Origin of the sequence: Cognatishimia sp. (genome assembly GCF_049116455.1) — a bacterium.
Lineage (GTDB): Bacteria > Pseudomonadota > Alphaproteobacteria > Rhodobacterales > Rhodobacteraceae > Cognatishimia.
In genome coordinates this window covers 813,158-834,377 of sequence record NZ_JAGDYW010000003.1, presented here as the reverse complement: position 1 = coordinate 834,377, position 21,220 = coordinate 813,158, and the positions used below count along the sequence as shown (strand labels likewise).

Annotated in this window: 22 protein-coding genes; 7 read left to right on the top strand and 15 right to left on the bottom strand. The window is 52.1% G+C overall.

Features of this window, described 5'->3' with window-relative positions:
• The first annotated feature begins 3 nt into the window (after positions 1-3).
• Positions 4-459: a methylated-DNA--[protein]-cysteine S-methyltransferase gene (locus JXQ85_RS09110; protein WP_421748585.1), complete on the top strand. Its 456-nt coding sequence runs from the start codon at positions 4-6 to the stop codon at positions 457-459.
• Here the strand turns inward: JXQ85_RS09110 and JXQ85_RS09105 are convergent.
• The 13 genes from JXQ85_RS09105 to JXQ85_RS09045 all read right to left on the bottom strand — a co-directional run bounded on the left by JXQ85_RS09105 (position 456) and on the right by JXQ85_RS09045 (position 13,196).
• Complete coding sequence (locus tag JXQ85_RS09105) at positions 456-1,157, bottom strand: CDP-alcohol phosphatidyltransferase family protein (RefSeq protein ID WP_421748584.1); 702 nt, start codon at positions 1,155-1,157, stop codon at positions 456-458. The genes JXQ85_RS09110 and JXQ85_RS09105 overlap by 4 nt on opposite strands.
• A gap of 48 nt (positions 1,158-1,205) precedes the next feature.
• Complete coding sequence (locus JXQ85_RS09100) at positions 1,206-2,519, bottom strand: ATPase (protein ID WP_421749046.1); 1,314 nt, start codon at positions 2,517-2,519, stop codon at positions 1,206-1,208.
• Positions 2,520-2,656: 137 nt separating this feature from the next.
• Positions 2,657-3,145 carry a prepilin peptidase gene (locus JXQ85_RS09095; protein WP_421748583.1) on the bottom strand — a complete coding sequence of 163 codons (489 nt, stop codon included), beginning with the start codon at positions 3,143-3,145 and terminating at the stop codon, positions 2,657-2,659.
• A complete protein-coding gene (locus JXQ85_RS09090; protein ID WP_421748582.1) occupies positions 3,145-3,993 on the bottom strand; it encodes a tetratricopeptide repeat protein in 849 nt (282 codons plus the stop codon). The genes JXQ85_RS09095 and JXQ85_RS09090 overlap by 1 nt, the downstream gene beginning before the upstream one ends.
• Before the next feature lie 22 nt (positions 3,994-4,015).
• Positions 4,016-4,588: a tetratricopeptide repeat protein gene (locus JXQ85_RS09085; RefSeq protein WP_421748581.1), complete on the bottom strand. Its 573-nt coding sequence runs from the start codon at positions 4,586-4,588 to the stop codon at positions 4,016-4,018.
• Positions 4,589-4,611: 23 nt separating this feature from the next.
• Entirely contained in the window at positions 4,612-5,583 is a 972-nt protein-coding gene (locus JXQ85_RS09080) for a type II secretion system F family protein (RefSeq protein WP_421748580.1), read from the bottom strand.
• A 9-nt stretch (positions 5,584-5,592) separates the two neighbouring features.
• Positions 5,593-6,555 carry a type II secretion system F family protein gene (locus JXQ85_RS09075; protein ID WP_421748579.1) on the bottom strand — a complete coding sequence of 321 codons (963 nt, stop codon included), beginning with the start codon at positions 6,553-6,555 and terminating at the stop codon, positions 5,593-5,595.
• A 5-nt stretch (positions 6,556-6,560) separates the two neighbouring features.
• Positions 6,561-8,009, bottom strand: a complete 1,449-nt coding sequence (locus JXQ85_RS09070; RefSeq protein ID WP_421748578.1) for a CpaF family protein — start codon at positions 8,007-8,009, stop codon at positions 6,561-6,563.
• 11 nt (positions 8,010-8,020) lie between these two features.
• Positions 8,021-9,295, bottom strand: coding sequence for an AAA family ATPase (locus tag JXQ85_RS09065; RefSeq protein ID WP_421748577.1), 1,275 nt, complete (start codon positions 9,293-9,295; stop codon positions 8,021-8,023).
• Positions 9,296-9,576: 281 nt separating this feature from the next.
• Positions 9,577-10,224 carry an OmpA family protein gene (locus JXQ85_RS09060; RefSeq protein ID WP_421748576.1) on the bottom strand — a complete coding sequence of 216 codons (648 nt, stop codon included), beginning with the start codon at positions 10,222-10,224 and terminating at the stop codon, positions 9,577-9,579.
• 14 nt (positions 10,225-10,238) lie between these two features.
• Complete coding sequence (locus JXQ85_RS09055) at positions 10,239-11,651, bottom strand: type II and III secretion system protein family protein (RefSeq protein ID WP_421748575.1); 1,413 nt, start codon at positions 11,649-11,651, stop codon at positions 10,239-10,241.
• A gap of 192 nt (positions 11,652-11,843) precedes the next feature.
• Positions 11,844-12,707: a Flp pilus assembly protein CpaB gene (cpaB, locus tag JXQ85_RS09050; protein WP_421748574.1), complete on the bottom strand. Its 864-nt coding sequence runs from the start codon at positions 12,705-12,707 to the stop codon at positions 11,844-11,846.
• Between the two features lie 258 nt (positions 12,708-12,965).
• Entirely contained in the window at positions 12,966-13,196 is a 231-nt protein-coding gene (locus JXQ85_RS09045; protein ID WP_421748573.1) for a Flp family type IVb pilin, read from the bottom strand.
• 585 nt (positions 13,197-13,781) lie between these two features.
• Between JXQ85_RS09045 and JXQ85_RS09040 the strand changes: the two genes are divergently transcribed.
• Positions 13,782-14,417: a lytic transglycosylase domain-containing protein gene (locus JXQ85_RS09040; RefSeq protein WP_421748572.1), complete on the top strand. Its 636-nt coding sequence runs from the start codon at positions 13,782-13,784 to the stop codon at positions 14,415-14,417.
• A gap of 104 nt (positions 14,418-14,521) precedes the next feature.
• On the opposite strand, the gene JXQ85_RS09035 is transcribed toward JXQ85_RS09040, so the two are convergent.
• Together JXQ85_RS09035 and JXQ85_RS09030 are read right to left on the bottom strand one after the other, a co-directional pair.
• On the bottom strand, positions 14,522-15,895 hold the full coding sequence (locus tag JXQ85_RS09035; RefSeq protein WP_421748571.1) for an L-serine ammonia-lyase: 1,374 nt from the start codon (positions 15,893-15,895) through the stop codon (positions 14,522-14,524).
• Positions 15,895-16,593, bottom strand: coding sequence for a glutathione S-transferase family protein (locus JXQ85_RS09030; protein ID WP_421748570.1), 699 nt, complete (start codon positions 16,591-16,593; stop codon positions 15,895-15,897). The genes JXQ85_RS09035 and JXQ85_RS09030 overlap by 1 nt, the downstream gene beginning before the upstream one ends.
• 204 nt (positions 16,594-16,797) lie before the next feature.
• Between JXQ85_RS09030 and rpiA the strand changes: the two genes are divergently transcribed.
• The 5 genes from rpiA (at position 16,798) to JXQ85_RS09005 (ending at position 21,218) form a co-directional block, all read left to right on the top strand.
• On the top strand, positions 16,798-17,586 hold the full coding sequence (rpiA, locus tag JXQ85_RS09025; protein WP_421748569.1) for a ribose-5-phosphate isomerase RpiA: 789 nt from the start codon (positions 16,798-16,800) through the stop codon (positions 17,584-17,586).
• Between the two features lie 8 nt (positions 17,587-17,594).
• Positions 17,595-18,950, top strand: coding sequence for a glutathione-disulfide reductase (gene gor / locus JXQ85_RS09020; RefSeq protein ID WP_421748568.1), 1,356 nt, complete (start codon positions 17,595-17,597; stop codon positions 18,948-18,950).
• Between the two features lie 65 nt (positions 18,951-19,015).
• Entirely contained in the window at positions 19,016-20,149 is a 1,134-nt protein-coding gene (gene hflK, locus JXQ85_RS09015; protein ID WP_421748567.1) for an FtsH protease activity modulator HflK, read from the top strand.
• Entirely contained in the window at positions 20,146-21,027 is an 882-nt protein-coding gene (hflC, locus tag JXQ85_RS09010; protein WP_421748566.1) for a protease modulator HflC, read from the top strand. The genes hflK and hflC overlap by 4 nt, the downstream gene beginning before the upstream one ends.
• The gene (locus JXQ85_RS09005) at positions 21,024-21,218 is read left to right on the top strand and encodes a DUF2065 domain-containing protein (RefSeq protein ID WP_421748565.1); all 195 of its coding nucleotides are present in this window, start codon (positions 21,024-21,026) and stop codon (positions 21,216-21,218) included. The genes hflC and JXQ85_RS09005 overlap by 4 nt, the downstream gene beginning before the upstream one ends.
• Positions 21,219-21,220: the final 2 nt, after the last annotated feature.

The window sequence follows — 21,220 nt, the reverse complement described above, 5'->3', positions numbered from 1 at the left end:
ATAATGCTCAGTGCTTGTTTTCATAGCCCAGTCGGCGCGCTGACCATTTTTGAAGAAGATGGTGCGATCACCAGTGTACGCTGGGCGGATACTCCGTCTGCACACACAGCGTTGTTGGATCAAACGATCACCCAGCTCGCGGCCTATTTTGCTGGCGAGTTGGAGGTCTTTGATCTGCCGCTCAACGTGAAGGGCTCTGAATTTCAGCAAGCCGTTTGCAATGAAATGCTGAAAATCCCGTTTGGAGAGACCTGCACCTACGGCGATATCGCCAAGACGCTGAATGTTTCGGCTCAGCCTGTCGGAGGTGCTTGCGGGGGCAACCCGATCCCAATCATTATCCCGTGCCATCGTGTGATGGGGGCTGGGGGAAGGCTAACAGGTTTCAGCGGAGCAGGGGGTGTAGAGACCAAAGTCACCTTGCTGCGCCATGAAGGCGCGGGCGGGTTTTTGATCTAAAGGATCTCGGTCTTCTCGGGCAGGATTTGCTGAACGAGCCCTACAAGCAGCAAATATACTGATGTCACAATCAATCCCCAATGCGCCCAGCTTTCAGGATGGAAATCGACCCAAGCTGCCCAACCTGCAAAAAAGGTCCAGGCCAAAGCCATCGGTAGAGAGATCACACGCCAACGTTCTGTACGCACCGGGTGGATAAACCGCAGAGGCAGGAACATGGCCACTGCCAGCGTTGCCACCAAGAACAGGCTGACCCAGAAATTTGGTTCCAAAGCAAAGATCACCAGAACCAGCATGTTCCAGCATCCTGGAAAGCCAGAGAAGGAATTATCCTTTGTTTTCATTCGCGTGTCGGCGAAATACATTGCCGATGCAAAGGTAATGATGATGATCGCAAACCAGCCGGTCCAGCCATCCATCAGTCCGGATTTGAACAAGGCAAAGGCTGGAATAAAGACATAGGTCAGATAGTCGATGATCAGATCGAGCAAGACCCCGTCAAATTCCGATGCGTATTTTTTGACGTTATATTTGCGGGCTAATGGGCCATCGATGCCATCGACGGCAAAGGCTACAACAAGCCACAAAAACATAAGGCTCCATTTTCCATCTACAGCAGCCAACATGGCCAGCATGGCAAAAACAGCGCCAGTTGCAGTTAATAGATGTACGGAAAGAGCTTTAATCTGTGGGGTCATGCCACCCTGATGGCGCATTCCGCCATCAGTTGCAACGTACGCGTCTGCTTATTTTACGATCAGCTCGTCTTTCACAAACATGTTCGCCCAAGCGCGATCAATCAGGTCAGGGCTCATTTGATTTGGAATACCTTCAAACTCGCAAATCGAGATCATTTGGTCGATCAGGAATACAGGTTGATAGTTCGCATAAATATTGTCGATGGTTGGATATTTCTTTTGTAGCAAATGAACCAAGGTTCGCTCATCCAGCGGTATGCCTTTCTTACGGGCAACCATGGCAAAGATTTTCAGGAAGTCTTCCTGATCAGGACCATCGATTTTGATCTTAAAGAAGATCCGGCGCAGAGCCGCTTGGTCAAAGATTTCATTCGGGTGGAAGTTGGTTGAAAAGATCACTAGCGTATCAAACGGGGTCTCGAATTTCTCACCAGATTGCAGCGCAAGGATATCACGGCTTTCTTCCAGAGGAACAATCCAACGGTTCACCAAAGCTTGCGGTGACTCTTGCTGACGTCCCAAGTCGTCTACAATAAAGATACCACCAGCTGCTTTCAGCTGTAGCGGTGCCTGATAGGTACGGGCAGTGGGGTTGTAGACTAAATCCAACATATCGAGCGTCAATTCACCGCCGGTGATGACGGTTGGGCGATCACAGCGCACATAGCGCGTATCAAAGCTGCGACGACGGCGCAGGCTATTCGGGTCATCGACTTCGGATTCAGCTTTGGAATGCACGATCGGGTCATAGACCGTGATCACCTGACCCGCGTATTCGATGGCGCGGGGTACATAAACCTTGTCACCCATCGCATCACGAATACCGTTTGAAATCGAGGATTTACCATTGCCGGGAGGGCCATACATCAGGATCGAACGGCCAGCACCAACTGCGGGCCCAAGATGATCCAAAAGGCTGTCAGGCAAGATCAGATGACCCATAGCATCAGTGAGCTGCTTGCGTGAAATCTGAATGTTGCGGATTGATTGGCGTTTGATTTGTTCTGAATAAACTGCAAGCGGGACCGGCATCGCACCAAAATACTCAGATTGCGCCAGAGCATCTTGAGCACGTGTTTTTCCAAGGTCGGTCAACTGGTAACCCATTTCGTTACCGTTGTTGGCATTCAACGTGCCTGTCGCTTCGAGAAATTTCTGCTCGCGCGCCATGTCGATCAGTTCTTGTGAGACAGCCGTTGGCAGGCAAATCGCTCGTGCGACTTCGGTGACCATATCGACGTTTTTGCGGAACATGGTTTTCAAAAGGATGTCGCGCATCATAACGATAGGCAGACGCATGTCCTCCAGCCGTTTGGGGACGGGGGGCGCAATCACTGATGTTGCGGCGGTTTCCATTGGCATGTTCATGGCATGATCCTTGATCAAACGCGTAATAATCCGCGCTTCATCATGCGAAGGAAGATGGCATCAATGGGGCAGGGAAGGGGAGAAAGGGTGCGTCGCACTGCGTTGATCGCGGTCTTACATCCCGTTTCGCGTTAAGCGATCGCTGCCAAAAGAAGGTAAGCTGCCAGCGTGCCACCCAAGGCCAGCCCCATAGGAAAGTCCTTTTTCTTGGACCAGCTTTCCCAATCGGGCACCATGTTGCGGATTGGACTATGCTTCGCGATCCGATGTGTCGCGAAGGCAGCCAACAAGACGACTGCAAAGACCATGGTGACAGGTGTGACATCGCCAAGTGCAATGAAAGGTGCAGCTGCGGCTGCGAATTTGGCATCTCCTGCGCCCACAGCACCGGCTGCGTTCAACAAAATGCCAATCAACAAAACCACAATCAGGTGCAGATAGCGCCAAAGATAATCTTCAAAAGGCAGGGCCAGTGGCCCGATTATGACATAGACTAAAGTCAGAACCACCACCGACTGGTTGGTGATTTTCATCATCTTCATGTCAGTCCAGGCGACATAGAAGCAAATCGGCGCGACGAATGGTAGAAACCAAAGCGCCTCAGCTGAGGACAATTGCATCAGGTATTTTCCATCGCTCGTAGGCTGCGCACTGCAGATTCAAAGTGCTGAGGATGGGTTTCGATCGCTTCGCGCAAGAGCGCTTTACCGATTTCAACATCGCCCTGTTTGATTGCAGACAGCGCCATTGTGTGCAGAAGCTGCGCGCGTTCGGTCTGTTCCATCGGAATAACCGGAAGAGAGTAGTTGCGCTGTGCCCCGCGTGCGAGCACGAGGTTATTTTTGGCGGTGAAGAGGCCATTGTCTTCACGGATGGCTTCGACGAACAGACGCTCTGCTTCAGAGAAATCACCGCGGGTTAGCTTGGAATAACCCCAGTTGTTCAATACGCCTGCTGGGCGTGTTGTCAGGCCAACGGCTGTTTCGTAGAAGCTATCGGCTTTTTTCCATTCTTTGGCGGAATCCGCGACGACGGCTTCTAAGCGATAGCGTTTGAAAGTTTCATGGGTCGGCGGCACTGCATCCAGCGTTGCGTTTGCTTCGTCCCATTTACCGGTTCGGATCAAAGCATCTGCGAGATCAACTTGGTCATCATAGGTTGCGTCAGGATGTGCATTTACTTTGCGCCATGCGCTAACGGCGCGATCGTAACTTTTGGCGCGGATCAAAGAAATCGCAAGCCCGCGGCGAATATCGATGCGGTCTGGATTGTCATTCAAAGTTCGAGTGAAATAAGTCACTGCCTCATTCGGATCTGCGGCGGTCAACATGATGTCGGAAAGATCCGCTCCGTCCAAGGCGTTTACGCTTTCCAACGCGCGATCAACTTCGGCATCGCCATCTTTTTGGCAGCCCACAAGGGCAACTGTGGCCGCAAGACCCAAGCCGATAAGAATAGAATGGCGCATTTTCTGCGTCCTTTACTGCTCGTTATCCAGATGCACCTGTAAGCAAGTAGTCGCTGCCGCCCCGACGCACCAATTTGTATTTTTGTTCTAGTTGGGGGTCATCATATGCAGGATTTTCCAATTTTGCGAGAGCCAAGCGCAAATTGTCCCGAATTGCGTCACTTTCGCCATTGTCGAGTGCAAAGGCCTTTTTCAGGCTCTGCACGGCTTCCGCAAATTTTCCGCGTTCCATCAAGACAACGCCAAGATTATTCCAGATATCGGGGTTGTTTTCGTTTTTCTCGAGCGCTTTTCGAAAATTATCTTCGGCTTGCCCAACACGGCCCAAAGCAAGGTTAGCAGTGCCAATATTAGAGAGGACCTCGCCGGTTAATCCGTCTTGAATTGCCGCGCGTGTATAGGCCTCGAGAGCAAGTTCAAATTCTCCTGCATCCATCAGACGATGGCCCACAAGCGTTTGATCTATTGCAGTTTTTTTAACGTCAATTTTCGGAGCAAACGGGCTGTCTTTAGGAGTGCCCAAAGATGTGCCAAGGCCGCCCGTGCTACAGGCGGCCAGTGCAAGACTGAGTATTAGAAATGAGTTTGACGTCATGCGTCTAAAGTTTGTCAAAGCGCCTACTGCGACATCTGTGTTATGTTTACGACAGACGGGGATACCAGGATCAGTAGAAGCGGCGGAACCGTCAGCATCATTGTGGCAAGGGTCATCTTGGTTGGCAACTTGTTTGCGGCCTCTTCGGCGCGCATCACACGTTTGTCACGCATTTCTGCAGAATAGACCCGGAGCGCGTCTGCAATTGGCGTACCAAAAGTGGTTGATTGGTTCATGACGGTTACAAAGCTTGACACGTCAGTTACGCCGCAACGCTCGCCCATGTCTGTCAGTACTGAAGACTTGTCCTTGCCGGCTTTCATCTCATGAGCGACGATTTCATATTCGTCTGCGAGGGAAGGGAAGCCAGAGCGCAGCTCTTTGGCAACGCGGATGATCGCTTGATCCAATGACTGACCTGCTTCAACGCAGACCAACATCATATCGAGGCTGTCGGGGAAGCCATTGGTGATCTCTTCTTTGCGTTCTTCAACACGGCGCGTGATCCAGTACTTAGGCAGCAAGTAACCAGCGGCACCAGGGCCAAGAACCCACATTACTGTTTGTTTTGTCGTCGCGGTTTCCGGGTCCAAGACCAACGTAAAGTAAGCCACGCCTAAAACCAGACCCACAATACCCAATGCGAACTGTGCTAGATAGAACGCACGTACGGCGTCGCGGGATTGATAGCCAGCCTGTAACAGCTTTAACTGCATCGAAGACAATTCTTCGGCGCTTTTAGGTTCCAGAAAGCCTTTGTATTTCTCAAGCTTATCGTTGCCATTGGCACGGCGCAATTTTTCATTTTTTGCAGCATCCACTGTACCTTCGCGTCCAGCTTTGCTGAGCTTGGCCATTGGGTCATTTTTTTCGCGCAACATCAGCAGAATTGCAGATAGAACAGTGACAACACCAAGGCCACCAACAGCGATAATAGGACCAAAGGGACCAAGTGCGCCTGTCAAAAATTGGGAAAGCGTATCAAATAGAGGCATGGGGTATCCTTACACTTTGATGTTGGTGAGAATGCGCATCACGAAAAGGTTCGCAGCCAGGAAAAGACCGACGGCAATACAGCCCATGACAAACCAAGGGTGATCTTTCACACCATCATAGTAATTCGGGTCGCTCAGGTTAATGAAGATCAGCGCGGCGACTGGGAAGCCGGAAAGGAATTTGCCTGACCATTTCGCCTCTGCAGTAATCGCTTTCACGCGGCGGAACAGGCGGAAACGAGAGCGGATCACTTTAGACAGGCCAGCTAAGATCTCGGCGAGGTTTCCACCGGATTGCTGCTGGATGGTCACGGCAACTGCAAGGAAGCGCATATCCTGCATGTCCAAACGTTCAGCCATATCTTTCAAGGCTTCACCCACGTCGCGGCCATAGGCGCTTTCGTCAGCAATAATGCCAAACTCTGTGGCCAGAGGGTCAGGTGTTTCCTTGGCTACGATCTGGATCGCTGAGGAAAACGGGTGGCCAACGCGAAGGCTACGTACCATCAGTTCGATGGCGTCTGGCAGTTGCTCTTCTATCATAGAAAGGCGTTTGCCAGCCTTCATGCTTACCCATGTGTAAACAGCACCGATGCCGATCGCGGCGGACATGACGATATTGGTAACAGCACCTGCTTGGGTCCCGACGGATAGACCGATAAAGGCGACGCCGCCCAAACCGGCCATAATCATCATTAATTGCTTCGGGCTAAAGGCGATCGCTGCCTTTTGCGCCTTTTCGGCCAGCATGGAATAAAGCGGGATGGAAACAGATTTCTTATGCTGCGCCATTTCCTTGCGCAGCTGTTCCAATACGTCTTGACGGGCAGCACCCTTGTCGAGCATTTCCAGACGGCGGCTGACCTTGTTGTTCAGGCTAATAGATTTGCCAAAGACCGTTAGGTAAACGCCCTCGACCAATACAAGAACGCCTACAAAAACAAGGCCGTAGATCATCAGTTCTGCACTCATGGCTCTTATCCTGCAGTTGGTTCATAGATATGTGCAGGCAGGTCATACCCCCACATGCGGAAACGTTCAGAGAAGTTGCTGCGCACGCCGGTCGCAGTGAAGTGACCGATGATTTTATTGTCGGGCGTCAGCCCCGTGCGCTGGAAGCGGAAGACCTCTTGCATCGAGATCACGTCACCTTCCATGCCGGTGATTTCGGTAATCGATGTCATGCGACGTGAGCCATCCTGCAAACGAGAGGCCTGAACAATCAAATTCACCGCAGAGGAAATTTGCGAGCGCACCGCTTTGATCGGCATTTCGATGCCAGCCATTGCAATCATGTTTTCAAGACGCGAGACACCATCACGCGCAGAGTTGGCGTGGATTGTAGTCATTGATCCATCGTGGCCGGTGTTCATCGCTTGAAGCATGTCGATCACCTCCTCACCACGGGTTTCCCCAACGATGATGCGATCCGGACGCATACGCAGTGCGTTTTTCATACAGTCACGCGGAGAGACTTCGCCTTTGCCTTCCACGTTTGGTGGGCGGCTTTCCATCCGGCCAACGTGGGTCTGTTGCAATTGAAGTTCCGCCGTATCCTCAATCGTTAGAATACGTTCTGCGTTATCAATGAAGGAGGACAGGGCGTTCAGCGTTGTGGTTTTACCGGAACCAGTACCACCCGACACAATCACGTTCAGGCGCGTGGCGACAGCGGCTTGCAAATAGGCGGCCATTTCTTCGGAAAAGGCACCGAAGTTTACCAGATCATCAATACCCAGTTTGTCTTTTTTAAACTTACGAATGGATACCAGAGAGCCATCTACCGCAATCGGCGGCACCATGGCGTTGAAACGAGAGCCATCCGCAAGACGGGCATCCACATAAGGATTTGATTCATCAACGCGACGACCAACCGCAGAAACGATCTTATCGATAATGCGCAACAGGTGCTTTTCATCTTTAAACGTGATGTCGGTGAGCTCGAGCTTACCTGCACGTTCAACAAAGATCTGTTGCGGCCCATTCACCAAAATATCGTTGACGGTATCGTCTTGTAGCAGCGTTTCTAGGGGCCCCAAGCCTTTGACTTCGTTGTAGAGTTCTTCAAACAGAACCGAACGTTCTTGGCGGTTCAGAACGATCGAACGATCTTGCAGTGTCTCAGTCGAAATCGCGTTGATTTCATTGCGCAAATCATTCTCTGACGCGTTTTCCAACGCGGCAAGGTTTAGATTGTCCAGAAGTTCGCGGTGCAGATCCAGTTTGATTTCACCCAGACGTTCTTTGCGCTTGCGATCCTTGTCGCTGGCCGCTGCTTTTGCTTTGGCCACGGGCATTGGCTTGCGCAGAACGGCTTGCTCAGCCTCGCTCATAACCGATCCAGCATCTGCCTCTTGGACAGGGGCTGTTTTTGGCGCTGCTTTGACGGCTTTGGCCGGGGTGTCTTTTTTGTATCTGCTAAACATGTCTCAAGTCCTCAAGCCGCTTTGCTGTCTTCTTCGTCCAGCTCAAATAGTGATTTTGCGAGTTTGGCGATTTCTTTGCGCAGTGGGTTTTTCGCTGCGAGCTGCGCCAATGGCTGCCCATGATCTGCAGCCTGCATCACAGGGCGGCCGCCATCTGGCAAAAGCACGTCGATAGAAATATCGAGGCTCTCTGCCATTCGTTTGATGCGCGCCTTGCCACTGAGATCGGTGAACTTCGGAGCGCGGTTTAGAACATAGCGCAGTTTTTCAAATGGTAGATCTTCGGCTTGTAGCGCGCGCTTCATTCGCATCGCGTTCTGCGCAGAACGCATATCGATTTCCATTGTCGCCAAATAAACATGGGACATGTTCAGAACTGTTTCTGTCCATTGCACCACCGTATTCGGCATGTCGACTACGACAAAATCGTAGTGATGGCTGGCCATTTCCAGCAGACGGCCGATATCTTCCGGGCTCACCATGTCGAGTGGCAGCATATCTGGCGGAGAGGTCAGCACGCTGAGCTTATCGTCAAATTTCTGTAACGCCTGGCCAAAGCTTTCGCTGTCCATGCTTTCTGTGTCTGACAGTAATTCGAATACGGAATCTTTGCGTGGCAGATCCAGGAACGTGGACGTCGCGCCGAACTGCAGGTCAAGATCGACCAAGCAGACAGAAGGCGATTTGTCCTTGGCGACTGTCGCCAATTCCCAAGCCAAATTCACGGCAAGAGTGGTTGTTCCGGTTCCGCCTGACAAACCATGCGTCGCTATGATCACGCCATGGCGTTTAGGTGCCCCTGCGTTCAAGGAAACCGCAGCAGATTCAACAGATTCAGTTGCAGGCTCTATTTTCGGTGCAGGAACATCCAGGTCTGGTTCAGCGCGCATAGCGTCGACCACCTGCAGAAGCTCGCCTGACGGCGGCGGATAGGGAATAAATTCATCAGCGCCCATGCGCAAAAGCTGGTGCAAGAGGGAAGGGGTCACGTCCTCGGCAATCAAAAGGGTTTTGATCCCTTTTTCCTTGGCCGAAATGACGATTTTCTTCAAAATTTCAGGGTCGTCTTCGTCAAGATCATCGATAGCCAGAGCGATGAATTCAAGATCATCAGCCTCTGGCTGTTCAAAGAACTGCAGGACATCTTCAAAGCCAAGGTCGCCCCATTGTTCGCCCATGACTTCTTCCATGTCGACAATTAGCAGGTCAAAATTCTGCACGTCGCGACAGACCGTGCAGGCCAGTATCGCGTTCGGATCAGAAGTTTTCATTTCACTACTCGTCATTGTCTTTCATCCTTCGGCGGGGGTGTCGGCTCCGATCTGGCTCCGAGGTTAAAAGCAGGTCCGACTCACGCCGCACGCACTTATCCCGCTTCATGATTAGTGATGCCCAAACTGGGCGAGATTGGGGCTAAAAGATCGAAATTGTTGGGTATCGTGGGACTTTTCAGTGGCAAAGGGGGCGTTATTGCCAATTTGGGAACAATACCGCTTGTGGACGCGGGACCCGACCAAAACAAAAAAACCCGCCATTGGCGGGTCTTTTCTTTCAATTTTTCTGCGTTTTATTCGCTTTCTTTTGTTGATTTCAGCGTTGTGGTGGGCACAGCGCTTGCGATGTAATCGCGATAGATCACAGCGGCGTATTTCCCGTCCAAAATATTTGGATGCCCCTCAACAAAGCCAGTTACTTCGGTCACCGTTCTGCGATTGCGGCGTTCGCGATCTGTGGTTTGGATCAAAGGCTGGGTTTCGCCAAAGGAAACCACAGCTTCTAAGCGCGAGCGCTCAATGCCTTGGCTCACCAAGAAATTCACCGCAGCACGTGCGCGACGCAGGCCGAGGCTCTTGTTATAGGCATTAGAACCAACGGCATCAGTATGACCAAAGACTTTAAAACGCACTTCTGGGAATTGGATGATCCAATGTGCTTGATTACGCAGAGTATTTCGAGCGTTTTCATCCAGAACCGCAGAATTGAAGGCGAAAGTCACCGTGTCTGGCACTTCATCTGCAAAGCGGCGGGCGAGGCCAAGCGTGTAACTTTTGTCGCCGTTCTGTATTGCGATATTGTTGGTTGTTGCAGAGCCGAATGCACCATGTGCATCTGTGACAGCGCCAGCTTCTTGAAATAGAGACGGAAAGCTGGCGTTTGGATCATCACAGGCCGCTAAGCCAAATAGTGTGGCAGATACTAAAGCAATCTTTTTCATTTATCTGTCCTCACTTAGTCCAATACGTAACCATAAGATCCGCCGAAATCTTGCTTTGCGACTTCGCCAGCGGCCCCGGTTTTCGGGGTGTTGCTGCGAGAGATTTCGCCGAACAGGAATAAGTCTTTTTCTGACGGTGGTTTCACACGATCTGTCGGTAGCGCGATCGCTTCGCCTTGCGTCGGGGACACGAGATGTGCTGTGATCACAATAACCAGTTCGGATTGCGAACGACGATAGCTTGCGCTGCGGAAGAGGGCACCGAGGACTGGAACGTCTCCAAGCCAAGGCACCTGAGCATTTGTGTCCTGGAAGTCATCTTCCAAAAGTCCTGCAATTGCAAAGCTTTGGCCGTCGCGCATTTCAACAGTAGTTGAAGCCTTACGGGTGGTGAAGGCGCTGATATTGAAGGTGCCGTCAGAAAGGCCGTTAGCTGTATCAATCGCAGACACTTCGGTTAAAAGCTCCAGGTTGATCAGGTCACCGTCGATAACACGTGGAATGAAATTAAGGCTAACGCCAAAGGGCTTAAACTCCACTGAAATTGCCCCATTTTCCTGAGAAACCGGGACCGGATATTCACCGCCTGCGTGGAAGGTTGCTTCTTGCCCTGAGAGGGCAATGAGATTTGGTTCTGCAAGCGAGCGTACCATGCCACGGGCTTCCATGGCTTCGAGCAATAGGTTCAACTGCACGGCGCTCGTATTAATTCCAAACTGAAATGCGCCAACAGAGCCACCAGCAACGGTGATCGGATCACCATTTGCCAAAGCCTCAGCGTTTTCTGGCAACAAATACGTGCCCGTTGTGATGCCATTGCCGTTGATCGCGCCATTCAGAGAAGCGCCGAGCGCCTTTGAGACGGAACGCTGCATTTCCGCAAAGCGCACTTTCAGCATTACTTGCTGCACGCCGCCAACGGTCATGAGGTTGGAAACACGTTCAGGTGCGTAGCGTTGCGCCAAATCCAGTGCACGCTGCATTTTTTGGGTGCTGCTCGCGGTGCCGGACAGGACGATCCCATCGTTTGCTGTACGCACTTCGATTTTTTCGTTGGGCAAGATCTGCTGAAGACGTTCTTTGAATTCAGTGATGTCGGCCGCAACGCGAACCTCAACGTTTGTGATCAGGCGCCCAGCTGCATCAAGCAGGGTCATTGTTGTCGTCCCGGGTGATTTACCCAGCACGTAGATCGTGCGATCTGAAAGGGACGAAATATCAGCAATGGCCGGGTTAGCGATGCTGAGTTCTGCAAAAGGTGTGTCGCTTTCGACGACAACTGCACGGTTCATTGCCACGTTCAGCCGAGAATCTGTCCCATTGCGTACGATGCGCAATGTATCAGACGCCGCAAAACTGCTGGCGACTGGCGTTAGTGCGACGGTGATCCCCATTAGGGCCGCCTTAAAGAAGTTCCGGTATGTCATTGTGACCTGCCTCTCCGATCACGCCTCAATTCACGGATCTATTGCCCGCATTGCCAACAATCTGCGCCAATTCGCATTTTTTTGCAAGAATCAATGACTTCCAGCCCGATTTGCATGTGGGGTGGGGGCAACAGTTGATTGAAATGAAAATGCGCCCCGGTTGGGGGCGCATCTGTAAGCACTTGATTTGGCTTAGTTTGAGCACGGGATCGGAATTGCTACGACCTCGGCGCCACGGCGCGTCCGGATCGTACAAACTTTGGCGCTTTCCTTAGCCTGAACGACTTTCTTTTCTTTGCGTTCAATGCCGAGCAGCTTGTTTTGGTCGACTTCGATGCTTTCGGCGATGGTGTCATCTTTTGCACCGACCAGGGCTAATGACAGCTTGCCAGAGTTTTGGGCTTGCGCCAAAGCAGCCACCTGTTCAGGTTTCACGGAAACGGTCACAGTACGCGCGACGTTACCATTTACGCCTTCCAGTTTTGCTTTCTGGTCCACTGCAATCAATTTAATGCCTGTTTGAATTAATTTGGTAAAACTGGTTTCGCCATCTTCACTTAAGCGATCAACAGACCCGGTCCAATAGATATCAACTTGGTCACCTGGGCGCAGAAAGCCTGAAACACCACTTGCAACATCTACACGGATTGCAAAGGCACGCATCCCCTTTTCAAGTCGAGATGTCAGTCCCGCATCTTCACCCGGTTTGGTGATCTTTGCCTGTAGGATTGGCTCGCCTTGTACCATCGGCCGTAGAATATGCCGTGGTGTCAAATTGTTGTTTTTAAATAGGATGTTGGCATCCGCATACCAGCCGCTTGGCAGGGATTCTTTCGGCCACTTCACAAGTTTTACCATCTCCGGCATAAGTTTGTCGCCGTAGTCGAGCGCTTGCGTCGCCACATAGATCTCCGTCAGCTCAATTGGCGTAACCTTGGATTGTCGCTCTAAAGCAAGAGCGGTTTGATACTTCTGTACATAGCCTTGAGCCATGTGAACTGCGAAACCGGCAAGGCCAAGACCGACCAATAATACGACTGCAAATAAACCACGCATGGTGTCACCTCAGGTTTTTGCGGGATTCCTCCCTGCTTTGGAACATCATCGCCTTCGAGTATGGCCAAAATGGGATGGGGGTAGGGCTCTATTGCGTCAATTTCGCTATTTTGACCCGGGCGCACCCGTCGTTCGTTGAGGCGCTGATATTATTGCAGCGCTCGCCCTTTGAGATAACAGATGCTTAAGATATCAAAATAAAAGGCCGCACCGAATTGGTGCGACCTTCTATTGGTTTAGGTTCTAAGCGGCCAGGGCTTAGCCACCTGGAGTACCTGCAGTACCGGCAGCTGCGGAAGTCGCTGCTGCGGAAGATACGTCTTCAGCTGCGATGGTTGCTGCGATGTCAGAAGCCAGTGTTGTGGTTTGTGTTTCGATCGCTGCATATGCTGCAACACCCAGACCAACAACTGCTGCTGTCAGAACAACCCAGTCAACTGTTACTGCGCCGTCTTCGTCTTTACGGAAGTTTTTGATAAATTTCATCATGGTGTGTCCCTCCAAAGGATCTCATTTAATTTCAGTTTCGACCTTGTCGGGTCCTTGGTGGCCGTCTCTCTCTTTGGCCTGTCCCCGACTTGGTATGAGCATATATAGCCCCTTGATTGGGGCACGAATTGGGCACGAATGGTGCGTTTTTTGGCAGACGTGTTTTTCTTCGGTGAAATGCCTTAACTCATTGAATTATATGCATTTTAAAAATGAAGAAGTTTTGAAGTTTCTGTTTGGGCATCTGTGAAAAGGGTGAATTTCATCCAGAAGTTGTGTGATTATTAGCAATATTTACCATGAGGCGTGGTTGTTCTGCTGGTTTTGACGCCCGGAACTTGCCAAACTGCTCTCAAAAGACAGAAACGGAGCAGTTTCATCGTGCGGATCAGGCGACTCTTAACGATTTTATGTATGGCGAATGCGTTTCCATCGGCGATTCCTGCTGAATCTCCTCCGCCATTTCCCGAATTTCAGGCAAAACGGATTAAACCGCCTGCGTCTGGGGCCACAGGCCGCATAAAAGTTCAGATTGAAGAGCGAGCGAATCCAGCTGTCCCACCTGTCATAGGAGCACCAACCGCTGTGATTCCTGCGACCGCTGATACTGTAGCAGCCCCTGCTGAATCACTTTATCCTTGGTTTTGGGATGTTTTCCCCGCCAATGGCGCTGAAACCGGCCCAGGGCGTTTGGAGGATGCTGCTGAACTAGTAAGTGCGCCGAGTGGCAAAGGAAGCCTTACCCCGCCGCGATTGCAGGCGATGCAGGATATTGTCAGCCGCTATGGACGGGACATTTTGTTGGCAACTATCGGAACTGAGGTTTCCCCGGCGATTGTGCTGGCCGTTATATATACAGAGTCAGCAGGACAGGAATTGGCCGAAAGCACGGCCGGTGCAATCGGGCTTATGCAATTGATGCCAGCCACCATGGAACGCTTCGGTGTTGCGGATGCAACCGTGGCTGCCGACAATATTAAAGGAGGCGCCGCGTTTCTGGATGTGCTTTTGAAACGCTATGACGGTGATCCAATCCTAGCTTTAGCGGCCTATAATGCTGGCGAGGGGGCTGTTCGGGATCACGAAGGTGTGCCGCCTTATCCAGAAACTTTGAATTATGTACCACGGGTGATCAGCGCCTATACGGTGGCACGCGGGCTGTGTACCTTGCCGCCCCTGTTACCAAGCGACCCCTGTGTGTTTGCAGCGATTGCCAACTAGAGACTTAGCATCATATGGGCTGAAATCACGAATGCCTTCAGCGGGGGTGTTGGGATACAGAAGAAGCGAGAGCGTGGCCTTTCAACTTGGAAGGTGCGCCTTGATCAGCAGTTGGGCACATTCACCGCCAGTCCACCCAAGGATGTCTCTTTATACTTCTCATGCATATCTGCGCCGGTTTGGCGCATGGTCTCGATAACGGAATCAAGCGGTACCAAATGCTGACCATCCCCACGCAGGGCAAGGCTTGCTGCAGAGACCGCTTTGATGGCACCGAGGCCGTTGCGTTCGATGCAAGGTACTTGCACCAGTCCTTTAATTGGATCGCATGTCATACCCAGATGATGTTCAAGTGCGATCTCCGCGGCGTTTTCGACTTGCTCGGGCGTGCCGCCCATCACCGCGCATAGACCGGCTGCGGCCATGGCAGCAGCGGATCCAACCTCGGCTTGGCAGCCCGCTTCTGCACCCGAAATAGATGCGTTGAACTTCACCAAGCCACCGATAGCCGCAGCCGTCAGCAGAAAATCATCGATTTTGGCAGTGGTTGCGCCAGGCACATGATCAAGCCAATAGCGGATGACAGCTGGCAAAACGCCTGCCGCCCCATTTGTGGGGGCGGTGACCACTTGGCCGCCTGCGGCGTTCTCTTCATTGACCGCCATAGCGTAGGCGCTGATCCAATCATTGATGGTGTGGGGGGCTGCCAGATTCATGCCGCGCTCCGCTAAGAGGGACTCGCTGATCGACTTTGCGCGGCGTCGCACATCCAAGCCACCGGGTAAGATGCCTTCGTTGGCAAGCCCGCGATCAATGCAATCATTCATGACCTGCCAAATGCGTTTGCAGCCTTTGTTCATATTTTCAGGCCCACCGCGCGCATGTTCATTGGCGCGTTTCATATCGGCAATGGATTTGCCTGAGGTCTGCGCCATCTGCAGCATTTCTGACCCAGACTTAAACGGGTAGGGCACCGGCGCGCCTTCGTCGGTGGCTTTGCCTTCATTTAGTTCATCTTCAGTGACAACAAAGCCGCCGCCAATGGAATAGTATGTCTCTTGCAGGATCACATCGCCTTGCCGATCCGTTGCCATCAAGATCATACCATTGGCGTGGCCGGGGAGGGCGGGGCCAAAGTCAAAGCGAAGATCTTCGCGTGGATCAAAGGCAAGGGTTGGAAGATCTTTAGGCGTGACAGATTTTTGATCGCGGATCGTAGCTAACGTGGCTTCTGCGTCTTCATGTATATATGTGTCTGGCAGAAACCCTGCGAGGCCAAGCACAGTGGCGCGGTCCGTGGCATGGCCAACACCGGTAAAAGCGAGAGAGCCATGTAGGCTTGCTTTTAGCCCATGAAACTCAAATGGACTTTCGCGCATCGTATCCAGAAAGTGGGCTGCCGCGACCATCGGGCCCATTGTATGGGAGGAGGACGGGCCAACGCCGATTTTGAACATATCAAAGACAGAGAGAAACATTAGATCGCAGTTCCAATTGTTGGGGTCACGGGCAGGGGGGATGTGAATGGATTGGGGGCAAAGCCCTCGATTGGGCTAGCTGTAGCCACGGAATCTCGTTGATCCATTTGAGCGCAGAGCGCTCTGAGATTTGGCCAAGTATTCAAATCGAACCATGCGGGCGCTTGATTGGCATAGAGCGCCATCCACCGCAGGCAGGCCGCTAAGTAAATATCCAAAACGCTGAGGTCTGCGCCATTCAGCCAAGGGAAGTGGCCAGCGGCTGCAGTGTTCAACATATCAAGCGAACGGATCAAATTGGATCGACAGCCTTCACGTAAGGCACGGCTTTGGTCTGCTGTGATGTATTTCTGAGGATAGAAATGCATGCGCAGGTTCGGGTGTAAGGTATTGGACACATAGAATAGGTATTTCAGAAAGTCGGCACGCTCTGGTGATCCAACTCCCGGAGCCATCGCAGAATGACGCTCGCTGAGCCAAAGTAGAATGGCACCGGTTTCAAACAATGTACCGTGATCTGTTTCCAATGCGGGGATCAACCCTGCCGGATTGATCGCCAGATAATGGTCTGATGCCTGTTCGGATTTGCCGCGATCAACCAGCACGCTGTCAAAAGGCACATCCAGCTCAAGCAATACCAGCCGCACAATCAGCGAGGCATTGTCTGGCGCGTAATGCAGGCGATAGGGCTTTTGCATCAGGTTGGATGTCCTCTGAGGATTTAGAATTAAACTGGCACATGTTTCCTATAGGAAACAGAATTGAGTCTCTCAAGTATGAATCGCCTCCACTATATTTATAGGCACGCCGCGGCACTTCTTATTGCTTGCGCGACAAATGCCCCTCGCGCGGGGCCATGTTCTTGCCTATAACCACTGCAAGTGAATTTTACGGAGTCGCCCATGTCCTCAGAGTTGTCACCGATCGACAAGGCCAAATTCGTGGCTGCAAAGAAAGCAGTTGAGTTTGTCGAAGATGGAATGCGGGTTGGTTTGGGCACAGGCTCGACAGCGGCTTGGATGGTGCGCTGCCTTGGGGAAATGGTCCGCGAAGAAGGGCTAAAGATCCGTGGCGTTCCAACGTCAACTCGAACCGCCGAACTGGCGCGCGACGTGGGCATTGAGGTGGTGAGCTTAGACGCTGCGAAATGGTTGGATGTGACCATTGATGGCGCGGATGAATTCGACGGCGAGCTGAACCTGATCAAAGGTGGTGGCGGTGCGCTGCTTCAGGAAAAAATCGTGGCCACAGCGTCTGACCAGATGATTGTCATCACCGACGCCAGCAAAGAAGTTGACACTTTGGGGGCCTTCCCTCTGCCGGTTGAGGTCATTCCATTTGGATGGCAGACAACGCAGGCGCTAATTGAAGAAACTTTGGTGTCGATGGATGTTCTGGGCCGCTCGGCGTCTTTGCGTATGAATGGGGATCGCCCTTTCGTCACTGACGAAGGCAATCACATTCTGGACCTGCATCTTAAACGCATTGGCGATCCACGTCAGATGGCGATGATCTTGAATCAAATGCCGGGTGTCGTTGAAAATGGCCTCTTCATTGATATTTGTGACACAGTTGTGATCGGCCATGGGGATGGTAAAGCCCAGGTCCGAGACATAAATGCAGGCACGATAGAAGAGAATATGCTGGATTTTGTTGAAGGCGAGAACCTCTTCGCTGACCTGTCTGACTGAGGAATATCATGAGCTTTGATTACGATCTGTTTGTCATCGGCGGTGGCTCCGGTGGGGTGCGCGCGGCGCGTGTAGCGGCCCAAGGCGGCGCAAAAGTCGCTTTGGCAGAAGAAGACCGCTATGGCGGGACCTGCGTTATTCGCGGCTGTGTGCCAAAGAAATTGATGGTGTTTGCCAGCGAATATTCCGGAATGGTGGAAGACGCGCAGAACTATGGCTGGGACATTAAGCCGGGTGCATTTGACTGGGATAAGTTCAAATCACACATGCACACCGAGCTGGACCGCTTGGAAGGCATCTACCGCAAGCTTCTGGCCAACAACAATGTCGAGACTTTCGACAGTCGCGCAAAATTGGCGGATGCACATACTGTTGAGCTGGCAGATGGCACCAAAAAAACTGCGAAACACATTTTGATCGCGACCGGTGGCCGTCCAGTGTTGCCAGAAATTCCAGGCATCGAGCATGCAATCACCTCAAACGAGATGTTTCATCTGAAAACACTGCCTGAAAACATTTTGATCATCGGTGGTGGTTACATTGCCAGCGAATTTGCGGGCATCATGAATGGGCTGGGTGTGAAGACCACGCAGTATTATCGCGGTGCACAAATCCTGCGCGGCTTTGATGACGAAGCCCGTGGTCTTGTGGCAGAAGAGATGTGCCAACGCGGTGTAGATTTGCATCTGGGCACAAACATTCTTGAGATGCGCAAAGAAGGCGACAAGATTTGGGTTAAGGCCACCAATGGCGACGAGAACCTGTTTGATCAGGTTATGTTTGCTACCGGACGTGCCCCGAACTCAGAGAACCTCGGTCTGGAAGACTTGGGTGTCGAGCTGGGTCGTAAAGGTCAGATCGTTGTGGATGATTACAGCCAGACCGCTGTGCCGTCCATCTATGCGGTTGGCGATGTCACGGACCGTGCGAATCTAACACCGGTGGCGATCCGCGAAGGTATGGCCTTTGTTGAGACTGTCTTTAACGGCAATCCTACAAAGCCAGATCACGAGCTGATTCCAACCGCGATTTTCACTCAGCCAGAGATGGGCACCGTAGGCCTGTCTGAAGAAGATGCACGTGAACAAGAGCTGATTGAGGTCTATGCGACGTCGTTCAAACCGATGCAGCAGGCCTTCGCTGGGCGCTCAGAGCGTGTTTTGATGAAATTGATCGTCTCTCAGGCCACACGCAAGGTTCTGGGCTGTCACATTGTGGCGCCGGGGGCAGGTGAAATGATCCAACTGGCGGGTATCGCAGTCAAAATGGGCGCGACAAAAGAAGATTTTGACCGGACGGTTGCGGTTCACCCAACCATGTCTGAAGAATTGGTAACAATGAAAACTCCAACTCGAACGGGTTGATTTTCTTTACGCACCACACAGGTTAGTGTGGTGCGTAAGTGTATTACGGAAGGGGAAATACCTTTATGGCAGGTAACAACGGCGGCCCTTGGGGCGGCGGCGGAAACAAAGGCGGCGGTGGCGACAACCGTGGCAATAACGGTGGAGGCCGGCGCCCGCAGGATGACGGCCCGCAGATTCCTGACATCGATGACCTGATGAAAAAGGGCCAAGACCAATTGCGCGTTCTGATGGGCGGTAAAGATGGTGGCGGTCGCTCAGGTGGTGGCGGTGGCGGAGGCCAGGGCCCGAGCTTTGGCAAAGGCACCATTGGTCTTGGTGTTGTTGCTGCAGTTGTGCTTTGGGGCATGGCAAGCTTTTACACCGTGAAACCAGAAGAACAGTCCGTAGAGCTGTTCCTTGGTGAATACTCCTCGACTGGTAATCCAGGTCTGAACTTTGCGCCTTGGCCTGTTGTGACCGCAGAGGTCATCCAGGTGACACGTGAACAAACCGAAGATATCGGCGTTGGCGCGCGTGGCTCTGATGCGGGTTTGATGCTGACCGGTGACGAAAACATCGTCGACATTGATTTCCAAGTTGTTTGGAACATCAACGATCCAGCTCAATTCCTGTTCAACCTACGTGATCCTGAGCTGTCGATCCGGGCTGTGTCTGAATCAGCTATGCGCGAAATTATCGCTCAGTCTGATCTGGCACCGATTTTGAACCGAGATCGTGCATCCATTGGTGAACGCCTTAAGGATCTGATCCAGCTGACCTTGGACAGCTACGATTCCGGTGTGAATATTGTCCGTGTGAACTTTGACAAAGCTGACCCACCAACACAGGTGATTGATGCTTTCCGTGACGTTCAGGCCGCGGAACAAGAACGTGACCGGACCCAGAAAGAAGCGGATGCATATGCAAACGCCCGTCTGGCGGGCGCCCGTGGTGAAGCTGCTCAGGTTTTGGAAGAAGCCGAAGGCTATCGTGCACAGGTCGTCAACCAAGCGGAAGGTGAGGCGAGCCGCTTTAAGGCTGTCCTTGAGGAATACCAAAAGGCACCTGAGGTGACACGTAAGCGTCTGTATCTTGAGACCATGGAAGAAGTTCTGGGCCGTGTCGACAAAGTCATCATTGATGATCAAGCCGGCGGTGGACAAGGCGTGGTGCCATATCTGCCTCTGAACGAACTAAGAAAAGGAACAGCTCAATGACACGTTCATTCCTATTTCTGATTGTGTTGGTTGGTGCGGTTTTCGTTGGCCTGAACTCTGTGTTCATTGTCGACGAACGTGAAAAGGTTCTGGTCCTGCAGTTTGGTCGTGTTGATGCGATCAAAGAAGAGCCGGGTTTGGCGTTTAAATTGCCATTCATCCAAAACCTTGCGCGTTATGATGATCGTACCCTAAGCCGTGATCTGGATCCAATCGAAGTCACCCCGTTGGATGACCGCCGATTGGTTGTTGATGCATTCGCGCGTTACCGTATTGCAGACGTCAATCAGTTCCGTCAGGCGACGGGTGCTGAAGGCGATCAGGCGATTGCAGTAGCGGGCCGTCGTTTGGATTCGATCCTGCGATCCCAAACTCGTGAAATCCTAGGTTCGGTTGCTTCAAACGACATCCTCAGCACCGACCGTGCGGCCCTGATGCTGCGCATTCGGACGGGTGCCATCCAAGATGCACGTTCATTGGGCCTCGAAGTCATCGACGTGCGTTTGAAGCGTACAGACTTGCCTCGTGAAAACCTTGACGCGACATTTGCACGTATGCGTGCGGAACGTGAACGGGAAGCCACAGACGAACGCGCACGTGGCCAGGAGGCCGCGCAGCGTATTCGTGCGCAGGCAGATCGTACGGTTGTTGAATTGGTGTCTGACGCCAACCGCCAATCCGAGATCATCCGAGGTGAAGCGGACGCAACACGAAACGCAGTCTTTGCAGAAGCCTATGGTGCAGATCAGGAATTCTTTGAATTCTACCGCTCGCTTGCAGCCTACCGCGCTGCATTGCAGGAAAGCAACTCGACCATGGTGATGTCACCTGACAGCGAGTTCTTTAACTATCTGAAGTCTGATCAGGGCGCGAAGTGATCGCAACGATCCTTATTGCCTTCGGGCTAGTACTGATCATCGAGGGGCTGGCGTTCGCGCTGGCCCCTTCGCGTATGAATGAAATTTTAAGAGTTTTAGCTGAACTACCAACCCACCAGAAAAAGCAGGTTGGTCTAATCGCCTGTGGTCTTGGCGCTGTTTTGATCTTGCTTGGGCGCCTTGGTTTTTAACG

Bases quoted from the DNA above. Each gene is read 5' to 3' on its own strand.
- JXQ85_RS09110 (WP_421748585.1), top strand. From the start codon at position 4: ATGCTCAGTGCTTGTTTTCATAGCCCAGTCGGCGCGCTGACCATTTTT.
- JXQ85_RS09105 (WP_421748584.1), bottom strand. From the start codon at position 1,157: ATGACCCCACAGATTAAAGCTCTTTCCGTACATCTATTAACTGCAACT.
- JXQ85_RS09100 (WP_421749046.1), bottom strand. From the start codon at position 2,519: ATGCCAATGGAAACCGCCGCAACATCAGTGATTGCGCCCCCCGTCCCC.
- JXQ85_RS09095 (WP_421748583.1), bottom strand. From the start codon at position 3,145: ATGCAATTGTCCTCAGCTGAGGCGCTTTGGTTTCTACCATTCGTCGCG.
- JXQ85_RS09090 (WP_421748582.1), bottom strand. From the start codon at position 3,993: ATGCGCCATTCTATTCTTATCGGCTTGGGTCTTGCGGCCACAGTTGCC.
- JXQ85_RS09085 (WP_421748581.1), bottom strand. From the start codon at position 4,588: ATGACGTCAAACTCATTTCTAATACTCAGTCTTGCACTGGCCGCCTGT.
- JXQ85_RS09080 (WP_421748580.1), bottom strand. From the start codon at position 5,583: ATGCCTCTATTTGATACGCTTTCCCAATTTTTGACAGGCGCACTTGGT.
- JXQ85_RS09075 (WP_421748579.1), bottom strand. From the start codon at position 6,555: ATGAGTGCAGAACTGATGATCTACGGCCTTGTTTTTGTAGGCGTTCTT.
- JXQ85_RS09070 (WP_421748578.1), bottom strand. From the start codon at position 8,009: ATGTTTAGCAGATACAAAAAAGACACCCCGGCCAAAGCCGTCAAAGCA.
- JXQ85_RS09065 (WP_421748577.1), bottom strand. From the start codon at position 9,295: ATGACGAGTAGTGAAATGAAAACTTCTGATCCGAACGCGATACTGGCC.
- JXQ85_RS09060 (WP_421748576.1), bottom strand. From the start codon at position 10,224: ATGAAAAAGATTGCTTTAGTATCTGCCACACTATTTGGCTTAGCGGCC.
- JXQ85_RS09055 (WP_421748575.1), bottom strand. From the start codon at position 11,651: ATGACATACCGGAACTTCTTTAAGGCGGCCCTAATGGGGATCACCGTC.
- cpaB (WP_421748574.1), bottom strand. From the start codon at position 12,707: ATGCGTGGTTTATTTGCAGTCGTATTATTGGTCGGTCTTGGCCTTGCC.
- JXQ85_RS09045 (WP_421748573.1), bottom strand. From the start codon at position 13,196: ATGATGAAATTTATCAAAAACTTCCGTAAAGACGAAGACGGCGCAGTA.
- JXQ85_RS09035 (WP_421748571.1), bottom strand. From the start codon at position 15,895: ATGTTTCTCTCTGTCTTTGATATGTTCAAAATCGGCGTTGGCCCGTCC.
- JXQ85_RS09030 (WP_421748570.1), bottom strand. From the start codon at position 16,593: ATGCAAAAGCCCTATCGCCTGCATTACGCGCCAGACAATGCCTCGCTG.
- rpiA (WP_421748569.1), top strand. From the start codon at position 16,798: ATGTCCTCAGAGTTGTCACCGATCGACAAGGCCAAATTCGTGGCTGCA.
- gor (WP_421748568.1), top strand. From the start codon at position 17,595: ATGAGCTTTGATTACGATCTGTTTGTCATCGGCGGTGGCTCCGGTGGG.
- hflK (WP_421748567.1), top strand. From the start codon at position 19,016: ATGGCAGGTAACAACGGCGGCCCTTGGGGCGGCGGCGGAAACAAAGGC.
- hflC (WP_421748566.1), top strand. From the start codon at position 20,146: ATGACACGTTCATTCCTATTTCTGATTGTGTTGGTTGGTGCGGTTTTC.